Source organism: Thermococcus sp. JCM 11816, from assembly GCF_055396515.1.
In genome coordinates, this window is sequence record NZ_AP043741.1 from 1,741,680 (window position 1) to 1,764,940 (window position 23,261).

At 53.6% G+C, this 23,261-nt stretch carries 23 protein-coding genes; 4 read left to right on the forward strand and 19 right to left on the reverse strand.

The features are described 5' to 3' along the window. Window position 1: 1 nt before the first annotated feature. The 3 genes from nuoE to ACZ5TN_RS09680 are packed head-to-tail and all read left to right on the forward strand — an operon-like array spanning window position 2 to window position 5,116. Window positions 2–466, forward strand: coding sequence for an NADH-quinone oxidoreductase subunit NuoE (gene nuoE, locus ACZ5TN_RS09670; protein ID WP_011250565.1), 465 nt, complete (start codon window positions 2–4; stop codon window positions 464–466). After that, entirely contained in the window at window positions 459–2,261 is a 1,803-nt protein-coding gene (nuoF, locus tag ACZ5TN_RS09675) for an NADH-quinone oxidoreductase subunit NuoF (RefSeq protein ID WP_464916616.1), read from the forward strand. The genes nuoE and nuoF overlap by 8 nt, the downstream gene beginning before the upstream one ends. Then, a complete protein-coding gene (locus ACZ5TN_RS09680; RefSeq protein WP_464916617.1) occupies window positions 2,261–5,116 on the forward strand; it encodes an NAD(P)-binding protein in 2,856 nt (951 codons plus the stop codon). Before nuoF ends, ACZ5TN_RS09680 begins: the two co-directional genes overlap by 1 nt. Before the next feature lie 2 nt (window positions 5,117–5,118). Here the strand turns inward: ACZ5TN_RS09680 and ACZ5TN_RS09685 are convergent, their stop codons facing one another. From ACZ5TN_RS09685 to ACZ5TN_RS09775, 19 genes are all read right to left on the reverse strand, one after another. Beyond that, window positions 5,119–5,964 (reverse strand): TatD family hydrolase, encoded by an 846-nt coding sequence (locus ACZ5TN_RS09685; protein WP_011250562.1) that lies wholly within the window; start codon window positions 5,962–5,964, stop codon window positions 5,119–5,121. A 10-nt stretch (window positions 5,965–5,974) separates the two neighbouring features. Further along, a complete protein-coding gene (pbp11, locus tag ACZ5TN_RS09690) occupies window positions 5,975–6,280 on the reverse strand; it encodes a tRNA-binding protein Pbp11 (protein WP_464916618.1) in 306 nt (101 codons plus the stop codon). Further along, window positions 6,274–6,981: a DUF257 domain-containing protein gene (locus ACZ5TN_RS09695; protein ID WP_464916619.1), complete on the reverse strand. Its 708-nt coding sequence runs from the start codon at window positions 6,979–6,981 to the stop codon at window positions 6,274–6,276. The genes pbp11 and ACZ5TN_RS09695 overlap by 7 nt, the downstream gene beginning before the upstream one ends. Further along, complete coding sequence (locus ACZ5TN_RS09700; protein ID WP_464916620.1) at window positions 6,956–7,669, reverse strand: DUF257 domain-containing protein; 714 nt, start codon at window positions 7,667–7,669, stop codon at window positions 6,956–6,958. The genes ACZ5TN_RS09695 and ACZ5TN_RS09700 overlap by 26 nt, the downstream gene beginning before the upstream one ends. Window positions 7,670–7,748: 79 nt before the next feature. Then, a complete protein-coding gene (locus ACZ5TN_RS09705) occupies window positions 7,749–8,969 on the reverse strand; it encodes an alanyl-tRNA editing protein (protein ID WP_464916621.1) in 1,221 nt (406 codons plus the stop codon). Continuing rightward, the gene (locus tag ACZ5TN_RS09710) at window positions 8,962–9,717 is read right to left on the reverse strand and encodes a methyl-accepting chemotaxis protein (RefSeq protein WP_011250557.1); all 756 of its coding nucleotides are present in this window, start codon (window positions 9,715–9,717) and stop codon (window positions 8,962–8,964) included. The genes ACZ5TN_RS09705 and ACZ5TN_RS09710 overlap by 8 nt, the downstream gene beginning before the upstream one ends. Before the next feature lie 9 nt (window positions 9,718–9,726). Next, window positions 9,727–10,494, reverse strand: a complete 768-nt coding sequence (locus ACZ5TN_RS09715) for an oxygen-binding di-iron domain-containing protein (RefSeq protein ID WP_464917612.1) — start codon at window positions 10,492–10,494, stop codon at window positions 9,727–9,729. Between the two features lie 94 nt (window positions 10,495–10,588). Beyond that, on the reverse strand, window positions 10,589–11,233 hold the full coding sequence (locus ACZ5TN_RS09720; RefSeq protein ID WP_011250555.1) for a V-type ATP synthase subunit D: 645 nt from the start codon (window positions 11,231–11,233) through the stop codon (window positions 10,589–10,591). 28 nt (window positions 11,234–11,261) lie between these two features. Next, window positions 11,262–12,653: an ATP synthase subunit B gene (locus ACZ5TN_RS09725; protein WP_048053740.1), complete on the reverse strand. Its 1,392-nt coding sequence runs from the start codon at window positions 12,651–12,653 to the stop codon at window positions 11,262–11,264. A 5-nt stretch (window positions 12,654–12,658) separates the two neighbouring features. Then, entirely contained in the window at window positions 12,659–14,416 is a 1,758-nt protein-coding gene (locus ACZ5TN_RS09730) for an ATP synthase subunit A (RefSeq protein ID WP_464916622.1), read from the reverse strand. A 6-nt stretch (window positions 14,417–14,422) separates the two neighbouring features. Further along, window positions 14,423–14,731, reverse strand: a complete 309-nt coding sequence (locus ACZ5TN_RS09735) for a V-type ATP synthase subunit F (RefSeq protein WP_011250552.1) — start codon at window positions 14,729–14,731, stop codon at window positions 14,423–14,425. Continuing rightward, complete coding sequence (locus tag ACZ5TN_RS09740) at window positions 14,728–15,825, reverse strand: V-type ATP synthase subunit C (protein ID WP_464917613.1); 1,098 nt, start codon at window positions 15,823–15,825, stop codon at window positions 14,728–14,730. The genes ACZ5TN_RS09735 and ACZ5TN_RS09740 overlap by 4 nt, the downstream gene beginning before the upstream one ends. A 2-nt stretch (window positions 15,826–15,827) precedes the next feature. Beyond that, complete coding sequence (locus ACZ5TN_RS09745) at window positions 15,828–16,439, reverse strand: V-type ATP synthase subunit E (protein ID WP_011250550.1); 612 nt, start codon at window positions 16,437–16,439, stop codon at window positions 15,828–15,830. A 39-nt stretch (window positions 16,440–16,478) separates the two neighbouring features. Next, window positions 16,479–16,964: a V-type ATP synthase subunit K gene (locus tag ACZ5TN_RS09750; RefSeq protein ID WP_011250549.1), complete on the reverse strand. Its 486-nt coding sequence runs from the start codon at window positions 16,962–16,964 to the stop codon at window positions 16,479–16,481. A gap of 17 nt (window positions 16,965–16,981) precedes the next feature. Further along, a complete protein-coding gene (locus tag ACZ5TN_RS09755) occupies window positions 16,982–18,973 on the reverse strand; it encodes a V-type ATP synthase subunit I (RefSeq protein WP_011250548.1) in 1,992 nt (663 codons plus the stop codon). Between the two features lies 1 nt (window position 18,974). Next, window positions 18,975–19,286 (reverse strand): V-type ATP synthase subunit H, encoded by a 312-nt coding sequence (locus tag ACZ5TN_RS09760; RefSeq protein WP_011250547.1) that lies wholly within the window; start codon window positions 19,284–19,286, stop codon window positions 18,975–18,977. Window positions 19,287–19,405: 119 nt separating this feature from the next. Further along, window positions 19,406–20,095 carry a potassium channel family protein gene (locus ACZ5TN_RS09765; RefSeq protein ID WP_011250546.1) on the reverse strand — a complete coding sequence of 230 codons (690 nt, stop codon included), beginning with the start codon at window positions 20,093–20,095 and terminating at the stop codon, window positions 19,406–19,408. Further along, window positions 20,095–21,615, reverse strand: coding sequence for a preprotein translocase subunit SecD (locus ACZ5TN_RS09770; protein WP_011250545.1), 1,521 nt, complete (start codon window positions 21,613–21,615; stop codon window positions 20,095–20,097). Before ACZ5TN_RS09770 ends, ACZ5TN_RS09765 begins: the two co-directional genes overlap by 1 nt. Beyond that, window positions 21,612–22,517: a protein translocase subunit SecF gene (locus tag ACZ5TN_RS09775; protein WP_464916623.1), complete on the reverse strand. Its 906-nt coding sequence runs from the start codon at window positions 22,515–22,517 to the stop codon at window positions 21,612–21,614. Before ACZ5TN_RS09775 ends, ACZ5TN_RS09770 begins: the two co-directional genes overlap by 4 nt. Before the next feature lie 320 nt (window positions 22,518–22,837). Here ACZ5TN_RS09775 and speD point away from each other — a divergent pair, with 320 nt between their 5' ends. After that, window positions 22,838–23,260 (forward strand): adenosylmethionine decarboxylase, encoded by a 423-nt coding sequence (gene speD, locus ACZ5TN_RS09780; RefSeq protein ID WP_048053856.1) that lies wholly within the window; start codon window positions 22,838–22,840, stop codon window positions 23,258–23,260. Window position 23,261 lies beyond the last annotated feature (1 nt).

Consider the following 23,261-nt stretch of genomic DNA (forward strand, 5'->3'; position numbering starts at 1 on the left):
AATGGGGGCTGGCTTAGATTACATCCGCTCTTATCCACCCGAGCCGAGCTCACTCATCCCCCTTCTTCAGAGGACGCAGGAGCGCTTCGGCTATCTCCCGCGGGAAGTTCTTGAGGAGATTGCGAACTACCTTGGAATTCCGCTCAGCAGGGTCTACGGCGTTGCCACCTTCTACGCGCAGTTCCGCTTTGAGCCGCTCGGGAAGTACGTGGTGAAGGTGTGCCACGGGACAGCGTGCCACGTCAACGGTGCCGTCAACATAGCTCAGGCCCTAAAGGAGGAGCTCGGCATAGAGGAGGGGCAGACCACAGAGGATGGCCTCGTAACGCTTGAAAGGGTTGCGTGCCTCGGCTGCTGCAGCCTCGCTCCGGTCATAATGATCAACGAGAAGGTCTTCGGCAAGCTCACGCCCGACAAGGTGAGGAAGCTGGTCAAGCAACTCAAGGAGGGGAAGCTCGATGTCTGAGATCAAGGCCATAGCGGTCGGCATGAACTCCTGTGGTATAGCGGCCGGTGCCAGGGAGACCTACGAGGCAATTAAGGCGGAGCTGGAGAAGAGGAACCTCAACATCAAACTCAAGATAGTCGGCTGCGTCGGTATGTGCTACCGCGAGCCCCTCGTGGACATAATCACTGAGGACGAAATCATAACCTACGGCCACGTTGACCCAAAGAAGGTTCCGAGGATCATAGAGGAGCACGTCATCAACGGGAGGCTCATAAAGGAGTGGATAGTCAAGCGCGACTGGTGGGAGAACGGCGAGAGGAAGACGTGGGACGTGGATGGTTACTTCGCCAAGCAGAAGAAGATAGTCCTCGAGAACTCTGGCTACATCGACCCCGAGAACATAGACGAGTACATCCAGGCAGGCGGCTACGAGGCCCTCAAAAAGGCCCTTAATATGGATCCGGAGGAGATAATTGAAATAATCACCAAGTCTGGCCTGAGGGGTAGGGGAGGCGCGGGCTTCCCCACCGGCCTGAAGTGGAAGTTCACCCGCCAAGCGAAGGGAGACGAGAAGTACATCGTCTGCAACGCCGACGAAGGCGATCCTGGGGCATTTATGGACAGGAACGTCCTTGAAGGGGATCCACACCGCGTGATCGAGGGAATGATAATCGGCGCCTACGCGATTGGAGCTACCAAAGGCTTCATATACGTCCGTGCCGAGTACCCGCTGGCGATAAGAAGGTTAAAGATAGCCCTGAAACAGGCCAGGGAGAGGGGCTTTCTGGGCGAGAACATCCTCGGTTCTGGCTTTTCCTTTGACATTGAGATAAAGGAAGGTGCTGGGGCCTTCGTCTGTGGTGAGGAGACCGCTTTGATTGCTTCCATCGAGGGCAAGCGCGGAATGCCGAGGCCGAGGCCGCCTTATCCTGCCCAGAAGGGCCTGTGGGGCAAACCAACCAACATAAACAACGTGGAGACCTGGGCGAACGTGCCCTGGATAATAAGGCACGGCTGGGAAGCTTACGCCTCCCTTGGGACGGAGAAGAGCAAGGGCACCAAGGTCTTCGCACTGTCGGGCAAGATAAAGCACGGCGGCAACGTTGAGGTTCCGATGGGAATCACGCTTAGGGAGATACTCTACGAGATAGGCGGCGGGACGAAGACGGGTAAGAGGATTAAAGCTGTTCAGCTCGGCGGGCCTTCCGGCGGCTGCATACCAGAGGAGCTCTTCGACACTCCCGTTGACTACGAGAGCGTGAATGCAACGGGAGCGATAATGGGAAGCGGCGGAATGGTGGTTATGGACGAGGACACCTGTATGGTTGACGTCGCCAAGTTCTTCCTCGACTTCACGGTGAAGGAGTCCTGTGGTAAATGCACCTTCTGCCGTATAGGCACCAAGAGGATGTGGGAGATACTCGACAGGTTCACGAGGGGAGAGGCGACCGAGGAGGACCTTGAAAAGCTTGAGCGGCTCGCCTATCAGGTTAAGGCCGGCTCGCTCTGCGGTCTCGGGCAGACCGCCCCGAACCCGGTTCTAACGACGCTCCGCTACTTCAGGGAAGAATACATAGAGCACATAAACGGCCGCTGTCCGGCGAAGGTCTGCAAGCCGCTCATAAGGTACGTCATAATAACGGATAAGTGCACGGGCTGCACCGCCTGCGCTATCTTCTGCCCGGCTAAAGCCATCAGCGGCGAGAGGCTCAAGCCTCACTTCATCGATCAAGAGGCGTGCATCAAGTGCGGTACCTGCTACGAGGTGTGCCGCTTCAACGCCATAGAGATTCTCACCGGGAGGGAGGAGTGATGGTCAAGATTATCCTGAACGGTAAGGAAACGGAGGTTCCTGAAGGAAAGCCCCTCATAGAGTTTCTAAGGGAGATTACCCACGTCCCGGGCTTCTGCTATACGGAAGAGCTTGAACCCTACGGCTCCTGTCGTCTCTGTCTCGTGAGCACGCCGAGGGGCGTTACAACCTCCTGCACCCTCAAGCCTATGGAAGGCCTCAGCGTTGAAACGCTCGCCGATGAAGTCATCTCGATGAGGAAGACCGCCCTTGAATTGATCCTCTCAGACCACTACGGCGACTGTATAGGGCCGTGCCAGGACGGCTGTCCGGCCCACAGCGACGTTCAGGGGTATTTAGCGCTCATAGCGATGGGCAAGTACCACGAGGCCGTGAAGCTGATGAAGGAGAAGTACATTCTTCCTGCCGTCCTCGGAAGGGTCTGCCCTGCCTTCTGTGAGGAGGCCTGCAGGAGGAATCTCGTTGACGAGCCCTTGGCGATAAGGCAGCTGAAGCGCTTTGCCGCTGACTACGACCTTGAGCACGGCCCGTGGATGCCCGAAATTCCGCCTTCGACTGGGAAGCGCATCGCCGTCGTCGGAGGCGGGCCAGCTGGTCTCGCCTGCGCCTACTACCTGCGCACGATGGGCCACGAGGTCACCATCTTTGAGGCCATGCCCGAGCTGGGCGGCATGATGCGCTATGGAATCCCACCCTACAGGCTTCCGAGAGATGTTCTCGACAAAGACATCGCGACCGTCATCGAGACGGGCATTGAAGTGAAGACAAATACTGCCCTCGGGAGGGACGTTACCCTTGATGAGTTAAGGGAGAAGTACGATGCCGTCTTCCTCGGCGTCGGGGCGTGGAAGAGCAGGAGGATGGGCATCCCGGGAGAGGAGCTTGAGGGAGTGATGCACGGCATAGAGTTCCTGCGGAAGGTCAACACTGGCGAAGAAGTGAAGCTCGGCGAGCGCGTCATAGTGGTCGGCGGCGGAAACACGGCAATGGACGTGGCAAGGACGGCTCTGAGGCTCGGGGCTAAGGTTACCGTCGTTTATCGCCGCTCCAAGGCGGAGATGCCTGCCAACGAGCGCGAGGTCGAGGAGGCCATTGAGGAGGGCATCGAGTTCCTGTTCCTCACGAACCCGATCAGGATTCTTGGAGACGGCAAAGTTGAGGAGGTCGAGCTGATAAAGATGCGCCTCGGCGAGCCTGACGCGAGCGGCAGGAGGAGGCCGATACCAATAGAGGGTTCCGAGTTCCGCGTTAAGGCCGACAACGTCATCCTGGCGATAGGCCAGTACTGCGACGAGGAGTTCCTAAGGAGTCTCGGCATCGAGGCCAAGCGCGGGAAGGCCATTGTGGACGATGTAACCCTTCAGACAAACCTTCCTGGAGTTTTCGCAGGTGGAGACCTCGTCCTCGGTCCCTCGACCGTCATAGAGAGCATCGCCACCGGAAGAAGGGCGGCGATAATGATAGACCTCTACCTCAAGGGCAAGCTTGAGAAGGCGAGGGAAGTTCTGCTTGAACCCGAGAAGCACATCGAGGAAGTTTTGAGTGATGAAGACCTTTACAGGGTTCTCTTCGACCTCAGGCCATACAACCACTGGAAGAAGGTCACCGAGAAAGACTACGAGCACGTTGAGAGAAGGCCGAGGGCGAAGGTGGAACTCCTCGACCCAGAGGTCAGGAAGAGGAACTTCGAGGAGGTTGAGCCTCCCCTAACGGAGGAGCAGGTTCTTAAGGAGGCAAAGCGGTGTATGAGCTGCGGCTGTATGGAGGTCTTCCGCTGTAAGCTGCGGGAGTACGCCACGCTCTACAACGCGAGGCAGGACGCCTTCGAGGGGGAGGGGAACAGGTTCGAGCTCGACGAGAGCCACCCGTTCGTAGTCCTCGACAACAACAAGTGCGTCCTCTGCGGCCAATGCGTCCGCTTCACCCACGAGGTTGCGGGGGAGGGCGTCGTTGACTACATGTTCAGGGGCTTCAAGACGATGATTTCTCCGCCCTTGGGCGACACTCTCGGGGATGCTAAAGGAGTCTTCATCGGCGAGATGATAGACCTCTGTCCGGTTGGGGCTATAACCGAGAAGCTTCCCTTCCTCAAGCCCGGCCCGTGGAAGACAACTCCCGTTAAAACGGTCTGCAACGGGTGTTCCTTTGCGTGCGAGATGAACATAGAGGTCTACGACGGCATGCTCGTTAGGGCTTCGAGGGTTGAGGAGGGCTGGAACGGACACCTCTGCGACGTCTGCCGCTTCATGAGACCCTGGGCCGAGGACTTAGCTGGACCACTCCTAAACGGAGAGCCCGTGAGCTGGGAGGAGGCTAGGAGGTTCATAGCCGAGAGGGACTACGCGCTCATACTCACTCCGGAGCTCACCAACGAGGAGATAGCCTTCTTTAAGGAGTTCGCCGAGAAGCGCGGCATTCCCATAGGCTCAACGGTCGAGGGAGGGCTTTCAACCGCGACTTTCGAAGACATTAGAAAGGCAAAGCGCGTTCTCCTGAAGGCCGACCCCGAGAAGTACCCGCTCCTAAAGCTCCTGCTGAAGGACAAGGATGTGGTCGAGGAAGACTACGAGGTTGCTATACTCGAGGGGCCAGCGGAGCCTCTCGAAGCCCCGACGCTCATCCTCCACGAGGGAGTTAACGCCGCCGGACTCATAAGGGCTGGAATAGTCGGAATCCCGGAGAGCAAGGCCTACGTAGTGATTGGAAGGGCCGAGAGGGAGCTCGATGGGGACGTGTTGGTTCTTCCCGCGGGCCTCTGGGCGGCCAAGGAAGGAACCATTACAAACGCCTTCGGGATGGAGCTGGAAGTGAAGAAGGTTGTGGAGGGTTACTCTCCGCTGGAGCTTTTCTCCTGAGTTCACCCCTCTATTTCCACTCCATACACCTTTTTCGGGTTCTCGACGTGAATCTTGTAGACGTCTTCCTCAGTGAATATGCCCTGCTGGAGGAAGGCCTTCGTCCTCTTGGGGACGGTCTTTGGCCCGAGAACGGCTCCGGGTCTTCTTTTGTCGTCTATGTAGTCGGTCTCCATCATGAAGCGGTTTCCCTGCTTTATTGCCTCTTCGATGTTCTTTCTGCTCGCTATGACGCTCGGGAAGACCCCAACTTCTTCTGCCACTTTCACAAGAGGTGGGGAGAAGTGCTTGACGACCTTGTGGGGCTTTATCCCGACTTCCTTCACGTACTCCCCAAGCTCCCTGAACTTCTCCTCGTTGAAGCTTTCCGTGTGGAGCTGGACGGCGCAGTCAGCTTCCTTCGCTAAGCTCATCCCGTACTTCATCAGTTCTATGCTCGCTTCCCAGATCTCCGCTGGAACCTCGTAGTGGGGCCTTCCTATCTCTCCTATGCCTATGGCCTTTCCTTCGAGGCAGAGCTTCTGGGCGTACTCCAGGGCTTTCATAACTTCGTTTTTGGCGTACTCAAGCCCCTTCTGCCTCGCTAGGTAGTCGAACTCAGCCGGGTGGACTCCAACGACGGCATAGGCCTTAACCGGCGTCTCCCGGTTTATCTTTTCGACGAGTTCAACGTGGAAATCCATCGCCTTCATGAAGTCCTCAGCCCTAAGTCCTGGAAATCCGTAGTCGTGGGCTGTTTTGTAAACAACGACGAGATGTGTTCCCCCCGCCCTGTGGAACTGCTTCACCGCTTCCAGAAAGAGACCGTGGTACGGGTCAACGTGGAAGTGGTCGTCCCAGATTATCATCTTAACCACCTCACGACTGGTAAACCTCAAGAATCTGGCCTTCCTCGGCTTTTGTTGGGCTTTCCATCATAAGGGCAACTTTGTCTCCAGCAACGGCAAAGTCAACTTTTCTGTGCTCTCGTTCAATAGCCCTGATGACCCCAACGCTCGACCCCTTGAGCTTGTAGCCGGGATATATAATCCCTTCGAGGACTTCCCCCACCAAAACCTCTCTGAACGCGACTTTTAGGACTTTCTCGACCCTGAACTTTCCAACGGGGTACCTTGACGCTATTATTTCCCCTTTATGTCGTTTCCTCCCGAGTATCCTTACCATTCCCTCAGCACCTCAACGATGTCGCCCAGGCTGACTTTGAACCTCTCAGCATTGACGGTAAATAGTGAGAGGGCCTTTTTGGGACGTACTATCAGTGCCTCATTTTCCATGTAGAGCTCTATAACTGAAGAGGCGACTGATTCGAGCATTGGTAATGGGTTTGGCTTAATGCTATTCAGGACGGGTGTTTCTATGATGCTTACCGTGGCCCTGTTCGGGGAGTTTAGGTTTTCCCTGAAGTACCTCACTATTGGATACAGGTCACGCAGATTGCGCTGGAACATTAACAACCGTTCCAGGCCGAGAATGAGGAGGATGTGGGGAGTATTATCTCCGACAATCTTTGAAACTGCTCTCTCCTTCTTCGGGATGTAGAAGTTTGGATCGGCCTCGAATGAGAGCTTTTCCACGACGTTCCCAACGCTATCTATCCCGGCCACTTTAATGACGTTAATGCTTTCCGATGGGACATAGAAACCCATCAGCTCAATGTGTTTTACGTAAATCGGGAGGGTGTCGAATATATCTTCCACGATCAGGGGAATCCCTTTTTCCTTGGATACCTTTAGAAGTGCATAGAAGCTCAGTTTCGCACCTGGGGAGGAGATGTTTTCAATAAGAACAAGACTACCTGGTTTAAGGTTCTCGCCTTGGAAAAATGGGATTCTTGAATAATCATGGGTTCTGGTTTCGTTCTCCACTAACGATCCCCCCCACGTCTATTCCAACAGTGGTGCCTATCACGGCAGGATTAATACTCTTTTTAAACGTCAGAATCGCACCGGTGGGGTAGGAGTTCGTTTCGATGACGGTAGTCGCTATCCTCTCAAGCTCTGGGAGGAAGAAGCCGGGCATCATGCTCTCGACTATGTTCCTGTTTATCAGGTAGAGTGCAATTCTATTTTTGTTCCCAACGTATCTCTGGAGGCTTAGCAGAAGTCGGTAGAAGTCCCTGGAATCGCGCATGATCATAAGGATGTTTTCTAACCCAAGAACCAGATTTATCGCAGGTGTTTTTCCCTCAACCAAAATCTCAGCACTTGCGTTGATGTAGTTTCTAAGGTACACCCTCGGGTCAGGATGGAACTCTATCCGCTTGACTTTTCCTCCGATATTGTGAGTTCCCCCAGTTTTTATGACGTATGCATGGTCAAGGTCGACTTCCACGCCCATGAGCCTGAGGTGGAGGATTAGAGTGTACAGCGTGTCAAAATTGTCGTCTATTACGAGAGGTACTCCATTCTCCTTGGTGTAATCTGCGACCAGTTTTAACGTGAATTCTGGGACGTATGATGTCCTGTGCTCTATCAGTACCGTCTCACCTGGCTGTATTGTCTCGACTAGATGTGAGAAGTCCACGAATTCAACATTGGGGATTGCCTGATCCAATGTAATCACCACTTTTGAGTTAGTAACGTGTGATTGGTGTCCATACTTTCGTGTTCGGTGTTTATATCCTTTCTCCCGCTTAACCCTCCAGCAGTTCTTTTAGTACGTCCCTGGCGGTCTGCAGTATTACTCTCGGCTCTGCATCAACTTTCCCTCTGGCCAGGTTGTCGGTTCCTCCGCCCTTTCCTCCCAGCTGCGAAGCCACTCGCTCAAAGAGCTCCCTCATTGAAACGTTTACATCCTCGTTTCTGGCAAATAGTACATAGTTCTCTCCTACCACGAGCAGTACCGTTCTGGGGTTCTTCTCAACGAATTTCACCGCAAAGCCCTGGACTTCTTTCATAGGCTTGCCTTCAATCAGGGTTACCACTCTGATGTCCCCTATCTTCTCGGACTTCTCTAGGAGGTACTTGCCCTTCCATTCCCAGAGCTCCTCCTTGAGTTCATCTTTCTCTGCCTCCAGCTTGTCCATTTTCTCTTTAAGCTCCTGAACCCTTTCAACTAGAGGCGGGTTTTTGTTTGGCATCTCGTCTAGTGCGTTCCAGTAATCCGATAGAATGTTGTTGAGAGCTTTTATAGCCCTGTTCCCCGCGACGAACTCTATCCTCCAGAGCTTCCTGCTCTTCCTGTAGAACCTGAGTATCTTGAGGAAGCCAATCTCGCGGGTGCTCTTCACGTGGGTTCCTCCGCATGGTGTCGCATCAACGGTTCCGATTTTGACGATTCTTATCCTATCGTGGACTTTGCTGACATGCTTTCTGAGGATTTTCACAACGTCCTCCGGGAGGTACTGGTACTCCTCCACTTCCACCGGAAGATCGCCCCAGATGACTTCGTTGGTCTTTCTCTCTATCTCGTGTATCATCTCCCACGTAAGTTCTCCAGGATAGTCAATCTCGATCTTGTTGTAGTTCTCAAAAATCTGGAAGCCCGTTGTCTCTGCCCCGTAGAGCCCTTTGATTATCGCCGAAAGAACGTGCTGGCCAGTGTGGTTCTTCATGTTCTCGTATCTCCACTCCCAGTCGAGAACGAGCCTAACTTCTTCCCTAGCCTCTGGCAGCCTCCCTTCTAACTTTCCTTCATGCCATATCTCTTCTTTTCCGCTGACTTTCTCGACTAGAACCCTGAAACCGTCTCCCTCGATAATCCCCCTGTCCGAGGGCTGGCCACCCCCTTCTGGGTAGAATATTGTTCTGTCGAGAAGAACCCTTATCTTCCCGTCTTCTACGGCTTCAATTTTTTCAATCTTTGCCCTAGCTTCACGAAGGTAGGGATCCTTATAAAACAGCTTTTCAGTCATTTGCACCACTCTCCTTCGAGTATTCGCTAACCATATTCCTAAGCAGGGACGCTAGTTCTTTATTGTATCTGTCCTGCATTTCCGAGAACTTTTTGAGGGCGACCGCTATTCCGTTGAGCCTTTTGATATCGTTAACGATTTCCTCCTGCTCCTTGGAGATCTCACTGAGGACGGAGCTTATCTCAACTATTGTGCTTATATCTTTGCCAAGGATTTCTGTTCCCTCCTTTATTCTGTCCATAACCGCCAGTGCATCCCTCAGAGTTTCAAGCTGGTTCATTACCTTGGAGTTGAAGTCCTTTATCTCCTTGGCCAGCTCCATCGTCTGGACTGCCATCTTTCTTATCTCCTCAGCCACAACGGCGAAACCCCTTCCAGCGTCGCCCGCCCTTGCCGCTTCAATAGAGGCGTTTAAGGCAACGAGGTTTGTCTGCTTTGCAACGGTTGCTATTGAGTCGCTTATCCTTGAAACGTACTCCAGGTTTTCCACGAGGGTGTTAAACTCCTTGGCGAAGGTCTCAAAACGCTGAAAGAAAGGAAGAAAGTCCCGCTGAAACGTTTCAAGCTGCTCCATAACCTCGGAAAGCTTGGCGATGTTCTCTATTATGGTCGTGTTGTTATCCATGAACTGCCCACTGATTTCCTCCGCCAGCTCACTGATTATCCTGCTGGACTCTTTGCTCGAGGTTTTTATTCTAACCGATTGTGCAAGTGCGCTCGATGCCTTTTCTATGTTCCTGATATCCATGCTACCACCTCAGCGGAGCAGATCGACCCCGCACTTGAGGTTCTCAAGGAAGTCGTAGAATCTTGGAATGTGTCTCTTTGGAATTATAGCGCCGTGCTGTGGCAGTATAGCCTCTACATCGAGGTGTCTCACCCTGTTGAGCCAGGCCTTTATGGCCTTGTTGCTCGCCATGAGCCTCTCGTGTATGGGCCTCATAGCTTGTATGTGTCTTTCCATGTTTTCAACGACTATGTAGGGATCGTCTAGGAGGGCTATTCCTATGTCCCCAGTAAACAGAAACTTGCTCCTGCGGTCGTACACCGTGAAGTGCCCCGGACTGTGGAGGAAATGTGCAGGTATGAACTCAAGCGTAGTGGCGCCAAAGTTCAGGGTTTCGCCCTCATCGGGAAGCTCGTGGGTTACACTCTTGGAGTCCTCAAAGCCGAAGTGCGGCAGAAACCTCGTCCAGAGCCAGTGGGTAACTATCTTAGCGTTGCTTATCTCCCTCCACAGGGGAAGGCTTCCGGCAACGTCGGGATCCTGGTGGCAGATGTAGATGTACTCTATGTTCCTTGGATCAACGTACTTGGAGGCGTTTGCGAGAACTTTTGAGAATATCTTGTACCCTCCTGGATCCAGGAGGAAACCTCTCCCCCTGCTGACTATCAGATAGCTGTTGACGTCAACGTCCTCACCACCTTCCTGGGTGCCCAAGTAAACGACCGTATGCTCCTCATCCCTGTAGAGAACGTGATCTTTTCGAGGGTCGAGTCCAGGTTCTATGAAGTATTCTCCCATAGCCACCACTCTCCAGAAAAGTTTAACAAAGGAAATATTTAAGCAGTTTGCCTACATAAGAACCTACATAAACCGGAATAAAAGAGAAAAACACTTAAGAGCCACTTCTGGCCTCAATGAGGGCCTTGACCCTCTTCAGCCTGAAGAAGTTCTCGCGCTCCATCTCATCCAAGCGCTGCTTGATGAACTTGACGGTTGCCTCCATGCGCGGAATTATGATGTACTCGAGAGCGTTGACGCGCCTCTTAGTGACCTCGATCTCCTTGGCGAGCCTTTTGAGGGTCTCTTCTACCTCGGCAAGGCGGACGGCTAAGTCAAGAACCTCTTCAAACTTTTCTGCGGCCAGATCCACCCTTGCCGAGCTTGAGACGAAGGCGTATCCCCTTTCTCCGGCGCTCCTCTTGAAGGACTCGGCCTCGATGAGCGGGACTGGAACGCCCATCACGTTCCTGGTCTTTACCTCAACCTCCCTGTTTGGCTTGACTGAGAGGCTTATCTCCTTCATGCGGAGTGTACCGACGTCAATTTCCGCTCTCTGGAGGGCTTTAAAGGCCTCCATCATCTTCTCGTTCAGCTCTTCCCTCAGGCGGAGCGCCTCGTCGTAGATGGTGAAGAACTCCATGACGAGGGCGTCCTGCTTGTCCTTGAGGAGCTTGTGGCCCTTTTTAGCTAAGGTGATGCGCCTCTTGAGGTTCAGGAGCTCCATCCTGGTGGGCTTCACGTTGAGCAGCTCTGCCATCTCGACCACCTAAAAATTTTGAAGGGGCTCACTCGCCCCTCTTCCTGTACTTCGGGTGGTACTTGAGGATGTACTCCTTCCTGACACGCTTGAGCTCGCTCTCCGGGAGCTCCGCCAACAGCTCCCAGCCGAGGTCGAGGGTTTCGAAGATGCTCCTGTCCTCGTCGTACCTCTGGGCGACGAACTCCCTCTCGAACCTGTCCGCGAACTTGAGGTACTTCCTGTCGGTCTCGCTCAGGGCCTCTTCACCGACGACTGCCACGAGGTCTCTGAGAGACCTACCTTCGGCGTAGGCCGCGTAGAGCTGCTGGCTGAGCTGCGGGTGGTCTTCCCTGGTTCTACCCTTTCCAATACCGTCCTTCATCAGACGGCTGAGGGACGGAAGAACGTCAATTGGTGGGTAGATACCCTTTCTGTGGAGCTCCCTGCTGAGAACGATCTGCCCCTCGGTGATGTAACCGGTCAAATCTGGAATCGGGTGGGTGATGTCGTCGTCAGGCATTGTGAGGATGGGCATCTGGGTTATGCTTCCCTTCTTGCCCCTCACACGACCAGCACGCTCGTAGATAGTTGCCAGGTCGGTGTACATGTAACCCGGATAGCCACGCCTTCCGGGAACCTCCTCTCTGGCAGCTGAAATCTCACGAAGGGCTTCGGCGTAGTTGGTCATATCCGTAAGGATAACGAGAACCTGCATGTCGTAGTCGAAGGCGAGGTATTCTGCAACTGTGAGGGCCATACGCGGGGTGATGATACGCTCTATTGCCGGGTCGTCTGCCAAGTTAAGGAACAGGACCGCCCTCTCTATTGCACCGGTCTCCTCAAAGCTCTTCTTGAAGAAGTTTGCCTCCTCGTAGGTGATACCCATGGCCGCGAAAACTACCGCGAACTGCTCCTCCTCACCGAGGACCTTTGCCTGCCTCGCTATCTGGGCCGCGAGCATGTTGTGCGGCAGACCTGAACCGCTGAATATCGGGAGCTTCTGGCCGCGGACGAGCGTGTTCATACCGTCTATGGCCGAGATACCGGTCTGGATGAAGTCCCTCGGGTAGGCACGGGCGACCGGGTTGAGCGGCGCACCGTGCACATCGCGCCTGTCCTCAGGGATGATCTCCGGGCCGCCGTCGATCGGCTTGCCGATACCGTTGAATATCCTTCCGAGCATGTCCATTGAAACCGGAACCTTGAGGGTCTCGCCCGTGAAGCGAACCCTGGTGGTCTTGATGTCGAGGTCTCTGGTTCCCTCGAAGACCTGGACGATGGCCATGTCCTCCCTTGCCTCAAGGACCTGTCCCTTCCTCTTCTCGCCGCTCTCGGTCTCTATCTCAACGACCTCACCGTAAGCAACGCCTTTGACGCCCTGGACTATCATCAGCGGCCCGTAAATCTTGCTAACGGTTGAGTACTCCATACCCGGCATGATCATCACGCCCCGTACTTCTTGAAGAGCTCTTCAAACTGCTCGTTGGTCTCATCGATGAGCGCCCTAACCTTCTCCACATCTGGCTCGAACTTCATACGGCCTATCTTCTCTCTGACCGGAAGCTTGGCTATCTCGTCAACAGGAACCCCCCTGTCAACTGCCTGCATGGTCTTCTCGTAGAAGTTGAGGATGACGCGCATCATCGTTACCTGCTTCTTCGGCGGGCAGTAGGTGTCGACCTCGTCGAATGCATCCTGCTGGAGGTAGTCCTCACGGAGCATCCTGGTGACGATGAGTATCGCCTTCTCCCTGTCTGGCAGGGCATCCGGACCGACGATACGGACGATTTCCTGGAGTTCCGCCTCCTTCTGGAGGAGCGCCATTGCCGTATCGCGCATCTTCCTCCACTCTGGGTCGACGTTCTTGTGCCACCAGTCCTGGATGGCGTCGATGTAGAGCGAGTAGCTCCTAAGCCAGTTGATAGCTGGGAAGTGCCTTCTCCTAGCGAGGTCAGCGTCGAGGGCCCAGAAGACCTTGACGACACGGAGGGTGTTCTGGACGACCGGCTCGCTGAAGTCACCGCCGGGCGGTGAAACGGCACCTATGACCGAAACACTGCCTACCCTCTCGTCGCTTCCGAGGGTGATGACACGACCAGCTCTCTCATAGAACTCGGCTATCTTGGAGGCTAGATAGGCTGGATAACCCTCCTCACCGGGCATCTCCTCGAGACGGCCTGAAATCTCACGGAGGGCCTCTGCCCATCTTGAAGTCGAATCTGCCATCAGAGCGACGTCGTAGCCCTGGTCGCGGAAGTACTCGGCGATGGTGATTCCTGTGTAGATTGAAGCCTCACGGGCAGCGACGGGCATGTTTGAGGTGTTGGCTATGAGAACGGTTCTCTCCATGAGCGGCTTTCCGGTCTTCGGGTCCTTGAGCTTCGGGAACTCCTCAAGAACGTCGGTCATCTCGTTACCGCGCTCACCGCAACCGATGTAGACGACGACCTGAGCGTCACTCCACTTCGCGAGCTGGTGCTGGGTGACGGTCTTACCCGAACCGAACGGGCCAGGGATTGCGGCCGTTCCACCCTTGGCCTGGCTGAAGAAGGTGTCAATGGTTCTCTGACCGGTGATGAGCGGAACCTCCGGCGGGAGCTTCTGCTTGTAGGGCCTCTTGACACGGACGGGCCAGCGGTGGTACATCTTGAGCTCCTCGATGGTTCCGTCGGGCTTCTTGACCTTGGCTATGACTTCCTCGACGGTGTAGTCGCCCTCCTCGGCGATCTCAACTATCTCACCTTCGACCCATGGCGGGACGAGTATCTTGTGCTCAATGATGCTGGTCTCGGGAACCACACCGAGGACGTCTCCACCGACGACCTTGTCGCCGACCTTGACCTTTGGAGTGAAGTGCCACTTCTTGTCCCTCGGGAGAGCGGGAGCGGTGAGACCCCTCGCTATGAAATCTCCACTGAGCTGCCTGAGAACCTCGAGCGGCCTCTGAATACCGTCGTACATTGCTGTCAAAAGCCCGGGACCGAGCTCAACGCTCAGGGATGAACCCGTTCCCTCGACGGGCTCACCCGGTCTTATACCAGCGGTCTCCTCGTAGACCTGTATGACGGCCTTGTCACCCTCAAGGCGGATGATTTCTCCTATGAGTCCAATCTCTCCGACGCGGACGACCTCGTACATCTTGGCCCCTTTCATGCCGTCCGCAACGACGAGTGGTCCTGTAACGCGTATTATCCTTCCCATTTTCCTTCACCTCTTCAACTCGACACCAATGGCCCTCCTTACTATCTCCCTGAGGGCCTTTTCACCCAGTTTAGAGCCGGACTTATCCGGCACCTGAAGGATGATAGGGAGCTTAACATCGGGAATTTCAACCTTCTCTGCCAGTCTCTCGGTTATCAGGATTATCCCAACATCCTCTCTCTCAATAAGTTCGTTGAGTTTATTCTTGAGCCTTTCAATGTCCAGTGGAGTTTCCTCGAAGGCATAAGCCTCGTGGACACCTGCAAGGCGGAAACCGAGTACGGTGTCGCTGTCCCCGAGCACGGCTATCTTCATGCGACCTCACCCACAAACTCCTTGATCACTTCAGGTTCGAGGCCATCACCTATGAGCTTTACCATGGCCCTGAGCTTCCTGACTTCCCTCTCCTTCTTGAGCACGTAGGCGAGGGGAGCAGCTATGCTGAGCGGATGGAACCTGTCGAACTCCGTGACCTTTTTGATCAGGTGCTCGTCAAAGGCCCTCTCGATGACGCTGATGTCCTTCTCGGCCTCCTCACGGACTTTCCTTATGAACTCACCGTACTCCGTTGAGTCCAGCTGGGCAAGCGTCATTTCGATGGAATCTATGTGCAAGAGGGGCTCAACGTCCAGTGAACCACCGGGGATGAGCATTGAGCGTATTTCCTTGGCTGAAAGCCCTGCCAGTTTCCCCCTGAGTGTGGTCATTAAGTTGAGTTTGTCTATCTTGAGCTTAATGAACTCCGTGAGAAGAGTTTTTTCATCGTCCTTCCTTGAGCGGGCATAGTTGAGAAGCTTCTTATAGTACATCCTGTAGAGTTCGGTTTCAAACGTGCTGACGTCGATGTTTCCAGCGATTAGCTCCTGATATGGGCCCTCGTAGGGAGTGCCCTCAAGGATTACGAGTATCTCCTCTAGGGTCTTGGCTTCCGCCATTGCCTTGACCTTCGGAAGCATCGGGCCGAGTTCGATAATGTAGTCCGAGGCGGGCTCGTTTGCCAGCTTCGCCTTCACGACGTTGGCTATGTTTCTGACGTCCCACTCCTCCATCATGAGCCTGAAGAAGTCCCTTGAACGCTTGGGAAGTATCTTGAACATGAGCTCGTAGGTCTTCGCGAGGGAAGCATCGAGCGCCCTCTCTATCTCCTCCACCGAATAGCTTGAGACGTTCGAGAGGGTCTCCTTGTAGTCGGTGTCCTCGAGGCTGGCAACGAAGTTCTGAAGGGTTCTGCTCTCGGCGAGCTCGTTAAAGCGCTGTTCCGTCAGGAGTTTTGCCTCCATTGCCCTGATCCTTGCGTTCGGGTAGGAGTAGGGCGTGTACTTCCAGAGTATCCTGTATGTCTTCCACCCGACCCAGGTGAAGACAACGCCGAGCGTCGTGTTGAGGATTCCCTCGATTACGTTCATCATCCTCACCCAAAGAGAGCCTTGGCGATCCTGGCCCTCAGATCCGCTTCGAGCCTCTCAATCCTGGCTTCAAAGGTGTTGTCAACCCTGACGCTTCCGTCGGAGCTCTCAACCAGGACGCCGCCGATTGTGCTTATCGGTTCTCCAACCGTTATCTCGACCTCTTTCCCGAGCTTCTCTGAAACGCTCTTCTTGAACTCTGGGAGCTTTTCAACGATGAGCTTGAGGGTCTCCTCGTTGGAGCGGACGACGGCGGAGTCGATGTTGAGCTCCTCAAGGGCTTCGGTAGTGAGCGTGACGAGGGTCTGGAAGTACTCATCAGCGGGAAGTGAAGCGAGCCTCTCCCTTAAGGCCGAGAGAACTGCCCTTATCATCTCTTCTTGGACTTCGAGCCTCTTCTTCCTTACCTCCAGCCTGGCGCTGGCTATCGCTCTCTGTTTCTCCATCTCAGCCTGGGTCTTGGCCTTCCTGAGTATCCACTGGGCCCTGTCCTCGGCCCTCTTCCTAGCCTCTTCCTTGATCTTCTCAGCCTCTTTCTGGGCCTCGCTGAGGATGTACTGTATCTTCTGCTCCGCTTCCCTGTTTATTTCCTGAATTATCAGTTCTGCGCCTTCCATTATTCAGTCCCCCTCAAAGATTATAAAAAGGAGAGGGCTTCAGAAGCCAACTCCAGTGGCGATCATGATAAGCGCACCGACGAGACCGAAGATCGCCGTGGTCTCGGCCATAGCCGCGAATATGACGCCCTGAGTGAAGGTCTTCGGGTTCTTGGCAGCGGCGCCTATTCCTGCGCTGGCGATGATACCCTGAGGTATAGCTGAGAGACCGGTGAGGCCAACGGTAAGACCGGCGCCGAATAGTATGGCGCTCTTCACAAGGTTCTCTGTGGTCGCTTCGGCAAACTTGAATCCGCCGCCGATGATCCCAGCGCTGAGCATAATGAGGAACAGGGTGATGAGACCGTAGATGCTCTGGGTCATCGGCAGACCCTCAAGGATGAGGGCGTTCTTGAAGTTCTTCTCGTCCTCCGCAACCGCTCCTGCCGCTGCAGCTCCAGCGATTCCTATACCGAAAGCTGAGGCTATACCCGCTATTCCCGCCGCGAGTGCGGCGCCCAACACGACGTAAACTATCGGATCCATCTCTTTGCACCTCCTAACTAGACCTCAAGTTCAAGCTTTGAGACTTCCCTCTTGGATTTAAAGGGCTCGAACCTTTTACCCTCACCTGAGTAAAACGTTCCGAAGAACTCAACATAATGCAGACGTAGGGCATGAACAAATGCTCCGAGTGCGTTTATGGCCGTTGAAAACAGCTGGCCGCCGAAGAATATTATCAGGCCTATTATCGGCCCTATGTAGAGGAACTTTATGGCCCAGACCATTCCAACGAGAACGTTTATGACCATCGCTATTCCGCCCGTTGCCAGCGCCAGCGCCATCAGTCTTGCGTAGCTGAGCCAGTTGCCGACGAAGCCGAAGAAGTCTGAGATTATCATCAGTGCTGCTAGTCCACCGTTGATTACCAGCTCGCCCACCGCAAACAGGGCTATGCCAGTACCGAGGATGGCCTTTGCTGCTGCATCGAGACCTTCCCTCTGGCTAGCGAGGAGAGCAACACCTATGATGATGATCATCCACGGAAGCTGCTCAAACACTGCGCCCTTTCTGTCTCCATTCTTCCACTTGATGACGAAACCTAGCGTGTACCCAAGGAATAGGTGTGCCAAGCCTATGGCAAGCGCGGCTAGAAGCATAGGCATAGGTTCTCTGAGCGGATCGAGGAGGCGCCACGCGTGGGCGTTCTGATCACCGGTTATGTATTGGAGCATTATGTCTGCAGCGTTTCCAAAGTAGCTTCCGAAGAGTGCTCCGAGAAGCATCGTGAAGAACGCGCTCCAGAGTAGGATGTATGCAAACTTGTAGGTTCCGTCGTTGAACTTCTTGTGGCCCTTAACTAGGAGAGCCGCCACTATGCCGACTATCAGACCGTAGAGGAAGTCGGTGAGCATGAATCCGAAGAAGAACGAGTATGTAAAGGCTATTATCGGCGTTGGGTCTATCTCGTCGTGCCTAGGAACACCGTACATCTCGGTGAGCATCTCGAAGGGTCTGGCCCATCCCGGATTCTTGAGCTTTACGGGCATTTCTTCGAGTTCTTCTTTCCTTGGTTCACGGACGTTTATGTAGGCCTTTCCTTCCGTTATCCTCTTGATGCCCTCGAGTATCTTCTGGACGTCCGGCCTCGGCACCCAGCCTGTAAGAGCGAACGTCATGTTGGTTCTCGCGAGCATTGGCAGTACCGTTGACTTGTCGCGCTCGTTGTCCACCAGTTCCTTGTAGAATAGGACGTCGTCGTAGTACTTTTCGGCGAGCTTTGAGGCTTCTTTCTTGGCCTCCTCAAGTTCCTTCTCTTTTTCTGCGAGCTTCTTTGAGTACTCCTTCATGAGCTCCTTCGGAGTGCCCTCGCCTTCTGGAATCTCGAGTTTCTCAACGGAGAACTTGGCTAGGAGGGTGTTCACCTTGTCATGGTCTCTAGCCAGGTTGACAATGACTACAAGTGCTTTGTCGCTGGCTTCTTTGGTGATAATGGCAACGTGGTTCTCGGTTTCTTTCTTTAGGGCGTCTGCTAACTCCTTCACTCTTGTCCTGTCTACGAGACCAACGGTTACCTCCACGACACCACAATGTCTTAGATAACTTACGTCTATATTGAGGGGTGTGAGGATGTCCAAAATGCCAATTTGCTCTTTTATTCTTTCGATTTCTGTGCTCAAAGAGTTCATTCTACCTTCAATGGCCTTTATCTCTGGCTCTACTTTCCCCAAGAACTCTTCCACGTCTTTTATGAGCTTTTCAAGTCTTTCGTATCTATATGTTCTCTTCGGCTTTTCCTTCGGGAAGAAGAACTCTTTGATGCCCCCTCCAGCGGCCTTCCTGTATGTCCCAAGGAACTCGACGAGCCTGGACATGCTTATGCTGTAGGACGCGGCTTTTCTGTGGTACTCGTTTGGAGTGTCTTTCTGGGCGAGCTCGACTTTAACCTCTCTTACTTCGACCGCTCCAGCCTCGTGGAGGTACGTTAGAAGGGTGTCCTTATACCTGTTAAGTGTAATTACCTCGAGTTTTACCATCTCTTCGGGCCGGAACACATCAGGCCCCCCTGACGAGTTCTATGGCTTCCTGGATGGCGGTCTCAAAGTTTGACTCCGCCCTCTCGCGGAGTGCAGAAATCTCTTTCTCCCCCTCCTCGAGGATTTTCTTGGCTTCGGTTTCACCCTCAAGGCGGGCCTTCTCTATGAGGTTCTGTGACTCCTCCTCGGCCTTTTTGATGGTCTCTTCCTCAATTTTCTTAGCTTCTTCCTTTGCTTTCCTTATTATCTCCTTTGCCTCATGCTCTGCCTTTTCAATGCGGGTCTCTGCCTCTTTTTCTGCTTCAACAATCCGCTTGATGACGTCTTCCATGAGCCGTCCCTCCGATGACAGTGAAAACAGGTTCCTCTGACAGCTTTGGCTAGCCTAATCGCTTTAAATAGTTTATGGTCGGTCTAGAAAGTTTGAGAAAAAAGAGGTAAAATTGGAATTTATTCGGATTCCTCTTTTCTATCCTCAAACAGCTCTTTGACCTCTTTGAGGGCAGAGTTCTTTGCGAATATTATTATCTGGCCCTTCTCTGGCAGTTTGGTGTCTCCAGATGGTATTATCAGGTTGCCCTTGCCGTCGTAGATGGCCACTATCAGAGCATCCCTCGGAAGGTTGAGGTCTTTCACGAGCTTTCCTGCAACCTTGCTGTTCTCGTCTATGGTGAACCTAACTATCTCGGCACCCTCCTTCGGGAACAGGACTCTGTCAAAGCCAGGAGTAACGATGTTCCTGCTTATGTACTCCGCCGCTATCTCCTCGGGGGATATGACGAAGTCAAAGTACTTTTTCAGGTCTTTGACCTCTTCGAATATCCTCCTGTTCTTGGGGTTGCTGACCCTCAGGGATGTCTTGATGTTCGGGTTGAGGCTCTTCGCCAGTATGCAGGCTAGGAGGTTTGCGTCGTCCCTTCCCGTTAAAGCCGCGAAGGCATCTGCCTGCTTTATGTTGGCCTCCTCCAGCGTCTTCGTGTCGGTCGCATCTCCCTCGATTACCAGGCCGTTTATCATTAGGGAGAGCTCCTTCGCCCTGTCCCGGTCCATTTCTATTATCGTTACGTCGTGGCCGTCCTCTTCAAGCATCTTTGCCACGAGGTATCCCACTCTTCCAGCGCCCATTATTATGACGTACATCACTCCTCACCGATGAGGTACTTGGCAACCTCTGCATAGGCGGGTCTCGTCACGAATATTCCGATGAGAACGCCGATTATCGTCGTCACCGCGAAGCCCTTGAGCGTTCCGACGAAGTACACGAGGAGGAAGCTCATTGCCGCTATGGTGGTTGCCGCCGAGGCGAATATTATGAAGAACGCCCTTCCGATTCTCTTGAGAGCTCCGGCACGTCTGGTTATCCTTGTGCTCCTCTCTCCGCCGAGGAGCTCGTCGGTTATGACTACCTGCTGGTCAACGCCCGTACCTATTGCCGCGATTATACCGGCTATGCTCGGCAGATCGAGGTTCCACTTGATAAGGGCAGCTATTCCGAGGATGATTATGACCTCAAAGAGGCTGGTGCTCGCGACGGGTATTGCTATCTTCCAGTTCCTGTAGTGGAAGTAAACGATGAGGAGGACCGCCACCAGTGCGGCGAGGCCCGCATAAAGGGCCTGCTTCTTAAAGTCCTGCCCGAGCTTTGGAGATATGAACTCCATGCTGATGACCTTGAGCTTGACCGGGAGGGAACCGCTCTTGAGCACGGTGTACACAGTTTTAGCTTCCCTTTCCGCTTCAACCCTGTTGGATGCGCGTCCGGTTATCTGAACGTCGGTCTGAGGAACACCGTTGGCAAGTCCTTCACCGAGCGAATACGGGCCGTAGAGTCCGAGTATTTCCTTGACGAAGGATGTAGTGTCAGCACTTGGCTCACTCGGGATGTACTTAACGCTCACGTTCATATCCTTCAGCCCGTCGTAGAGCTCCCTGGGAACTCCTGCGAGGACGATTGCCCTGCCGTTTGCCATTTCCTTGAGTTCGGTGGCGCTCTGGTTGGTGTACATTATGGTCGTTATGTTAAGGGCCTTCTCTATCCTGGCGGCCAGTGGTGGTGCATCGGGGGCGCCCGCGTTAAAGGCCGTTCCGTTCATTGTCATGAAGACATCCTGAGGAACAACAAGGAGGGAATTAATCGGTGGATCGAGGAACATATCAACTGGCCATCCCGCCTTTCCCTTGGCCAGCTCCGCAAACTTCTCGGCGGCGCTCTTCGATATCCTGAACGGAACCGCCCAGCTGTTGTCGGATTTTATCTCATAGGGGCCGACGTAGGTGATGTCCTTTCCGGTTCCAAAGACAACACCGTTGAACTCCATGAAGAAGACACCCTGGCTCTCAATAACCTGTTTGAGCTGGTTTGCCTCTTCTGTTGAGCTCACGTTTGCAACCTTAACCACGACTATGCTGTTGCCCTGACCTTCAACTGAGATGTCCCTTAGACCGAAGGTGTTGAGCCTCTTCTGGAGGGAATCCACGACGAGCTCCATTGTCTTTGAGTCAACGGGCTCTTCCGTCTGCGCGATAAGCGCGACACCGCCGGAGATGTCTATTCCGAAGGTGAGTCCCCTTGTGTAGAGAGAGCCTATTGAGCCTATGAGGAATATAATGAGCAGGAGAACCTTCCAGTTCAGGAGGATTTTCTTGAGCTTTCTGTTCATAGTTCAACCCCCCTCGAGAGGTACCACCGCAGAACACCTGCGTTGAAAATCCATGTGTTCATAAAATCGGCCAGCAGACCGAATATCAGGACAGCCGCTATGTTGTCCAGGACGGGTGAGGTTGATATTATCCACAGCATCAGGAGGGCACCGAGTGTTGTTGTGCTCATCGTGAAGCCGGTTGAAACAGCGCTTAGATAGGCCTCTTCGATGGTGTACTCCTTTCTCTTAGTCAGTTTTGTTGTGAGGAGGATGTTGCTGTCCACGGTGTAACCTATGAGCATCAAGAGAGCAGCTATCGTGGCGGTTGTGAGCTGAATTCCGAATATTCCCATAACGGCAACGGCTATGATCATGTCGGAGAGCGCCGAGAAGATTATCGCCAGAGATGACACTGGGTTCCTGAAGAACAGGAACACAACAATCGCCATTGCGATGAACGCGAAGATGATCGCCCTAGTGCCCTGTTTCTTTGCCATCTCTCCGAAGGTCGGCTGAACATCGCTGTGGGTGAAGTCTGCGTTGGGGTACTTTTCCTTGAGGATGTCTATTATTTTTTGAGGATCGGTTCCAGCGGGAGCGTAGACCCTTATTCCCTTTGATCCACTAACGCTGGTGAAGCTCTCAACGTGGGCTTCGATGCCAAGCCAGCCGCTCAGTTCCTTCTCCAGCTGGTCAGGGTTTGCGCTGATTCCCTCTCCAGTTACCACAACACCGCCCTTGAGGTCTATTCCGAGGGGCGGGAAGTGCACTGCCAGCAGGAGGAGTGCCACTATGAAAACAACAAGCGGGTAGGTTATCATTTTCTTGGGCTCCATTTCAGCAAGAAACCTCAGCTTTTCCCTGCTTTTTGCCCGAACTTCGGCGGTTTGTCCGGGCTTTTGAGTTTTATCCTTGGCCATACGTTCACCCCTGAAAGTTTTGATTCGGTAACTTGTTGGTTAATAAAAACCCCGACGGTTTTAAAATTAGTGGTGGATTTCATGGATTCACTTTTCGGTGTTTGTTTTTTGGGTTCGGGCCGTTGTGGTAGACTTTATGCCCAATTGGGATAAAAATTGCAGTTATAATCAAAAACACCCAGAAAAAGTCGGTTTAAATCGATAGAAAACGGTAAATGTCCGCTCAGTCCAGAATCGGCCCGTTACTTGCCCTTCTATTTTGGGATTAACTTTAAAAAGGGTGTCAACAACCAAAGGTTCAGGTGAGAGCCATGACCGAGATAGAGACGATAGGTTTTCACTACGTTGTTGAGGCTGCCGGTTGCGATCCTGAGGTTCTCGGTAACGCTGACAGGATAAGGCAGATATTCCTCGAAGCGGCCAAAGTGGGCAACATGGAGGTCAAGGCAAGCTACTTCTTCAAGTTCTCCCCGACAGGGGTCAGCGGCGTCGTCATAGTCGCTGAGAGCCACATCTCAGTCCACACCTGGCCGGAGAAGGGTTACGCCGCACTCGACGTCTACACCTGCGGCACCAAGGCCAACCCCGAGAAGGCCGTTGACTACATCCTCGAGCAGTTTAAGGCCAAGTACGCTCACGTCTCAGAGATAAAGCGTGGCATCGAAGAGGACGACGAGACCTTCACCCACATGATAATGACCTGGGAAGAAGCATTAAGAAAGAACGGAAACGGAAGCGGCTAAG

Coding starts and splice junctions, on each gene's coding strand:
- ACZ5TN_RS09775 (WP_464916623.1), bottom strand. CDS start 22,517: ATGGCCAAGGATAAAACTCAAAAGCCCGGACAAACCGCCGAAGTTCGG.
- ACZ5TN_RS09740 (WP_464917613.1), bottom strand. CDS start 15,825: ATGATGAACGTAATCGAGGGAATCCTCAACACGACGCTCGGCGTTGTC.
- ACZ5TN_RS09760 (WP_011250547.1), bottom strand. CDS start 19,286: ATGGAAGACGTCATCAAGCGGATTGTTGAAGCAGAAAAAGAGGCAGAG.
- ACZ5TN_RS09730 (WP_464916622.1), bottom strand. CDS start 14,416: ATGGGAAGGATAATACGCGTTACAGGACCACTCGTCGTTGCGGACGGC.
- ACZ5TN_RS09770 (WP_011250545.1), bottom strand. CDS start 21,615: ATGAACAGAAAGCTCAAGAAAATCCTCCTGAACTGGAAGGTTCTCCTG.
- nuoE (WP_011250565.1), top strand. CDS start 2: ATGGGGGCTGGCTTAGATTACATCCGCTCTTATCCACCCGAGCCGAGC.
- ACZ5TN_RS09765 (WP_011250546.1), bottom strand. CDS start 20,095: ATGTACGTCATAATAATGGGCGCTGGAAGAGTGGGATACCTCGTGGCA.
- ACZ5TN_RS09705 (WP_464916621.1), bottom strand. CDS start 8,969: ATGACTGAAAAGCTGTTTTATAAGGATCCCTACCTTCGTGAAGCTAGG.
- ACZ5TN_RS09745 (WP_011250550.1), bottom strand. CDS start 16,439: ATGGAAGGCGCAGAACTGATAATTCAGGAAATAAACAGGGAAGCGGAG.
- pbp11 (WP_464916618.1), bottom strand. CDS start 6,280: ATGGTAAGGATACTCGGGAGGAAACGACATAAAGGGGAAATAATAGCG.
- ACZ5TN_RS09680 (WP_464916617.1), top strand. CDS start 2,261: ATGGTCAAGATTATCCTGAACGGTAAGGAAACGGAGGTTCCTGAAGGA.
- ACZ5TN_RS09750 (WP_011250549.1), bottom strand. CDS start 16,964: ATGGATCCGATAGTTTACGTCGTGTTGGGCGCCGCACTCGCGGCGGGA.
- ACZ5TN_RS09720 (WP_011250555.1), bottom strand. CDS start 11,233: ATGGCAGAGCTGCTCAACGTGAAGCCCACCAGGATGGAGCTCCTGAAC.
- ACZ5TN_RS09735 (WP_011250552.1), bottom strand. CDS start 14,731: ATGAAGATAGCCGTGCTCGGGGACAGCGACACCGTACTCGGTTTCCGC.
- ACZ5TN_RS09685 (WP_011250562.1), bottom strand. CDS start 5,964: ATGATAATCTGGGACGACCACTTCCACGTTGACCCGTACCACGGTCTC.
- ACZ5TN_RS09710 (WP_011250557.1), bottom strand. CDS start 9,717: ATGGATATCAGGAACATAGAAAAGGCATCGAGCGCACTTGCACAATCG.
- nuoF (WP_464916616.1), top strand. CDS start 459: ATGTCTGAGATCAAGGCCATAGCGGTCGGCATGAACTCCTGTGGTATA.
- ACZ5TN_RS09715 (WP_464917612.1), bottom strand. CDS start 10,494: ATGGGAGAATACTTCATAGAACCTGGACTCGACCCTCGAAAAGATCAC.
- ACZ5TN_RS09725 (WP_048053740.1), bottom strand. CDS start 12,653: ATGCCGGGTATGGAGTACTCAACCGTTAGCAAGATTTACGGGCCGCTG.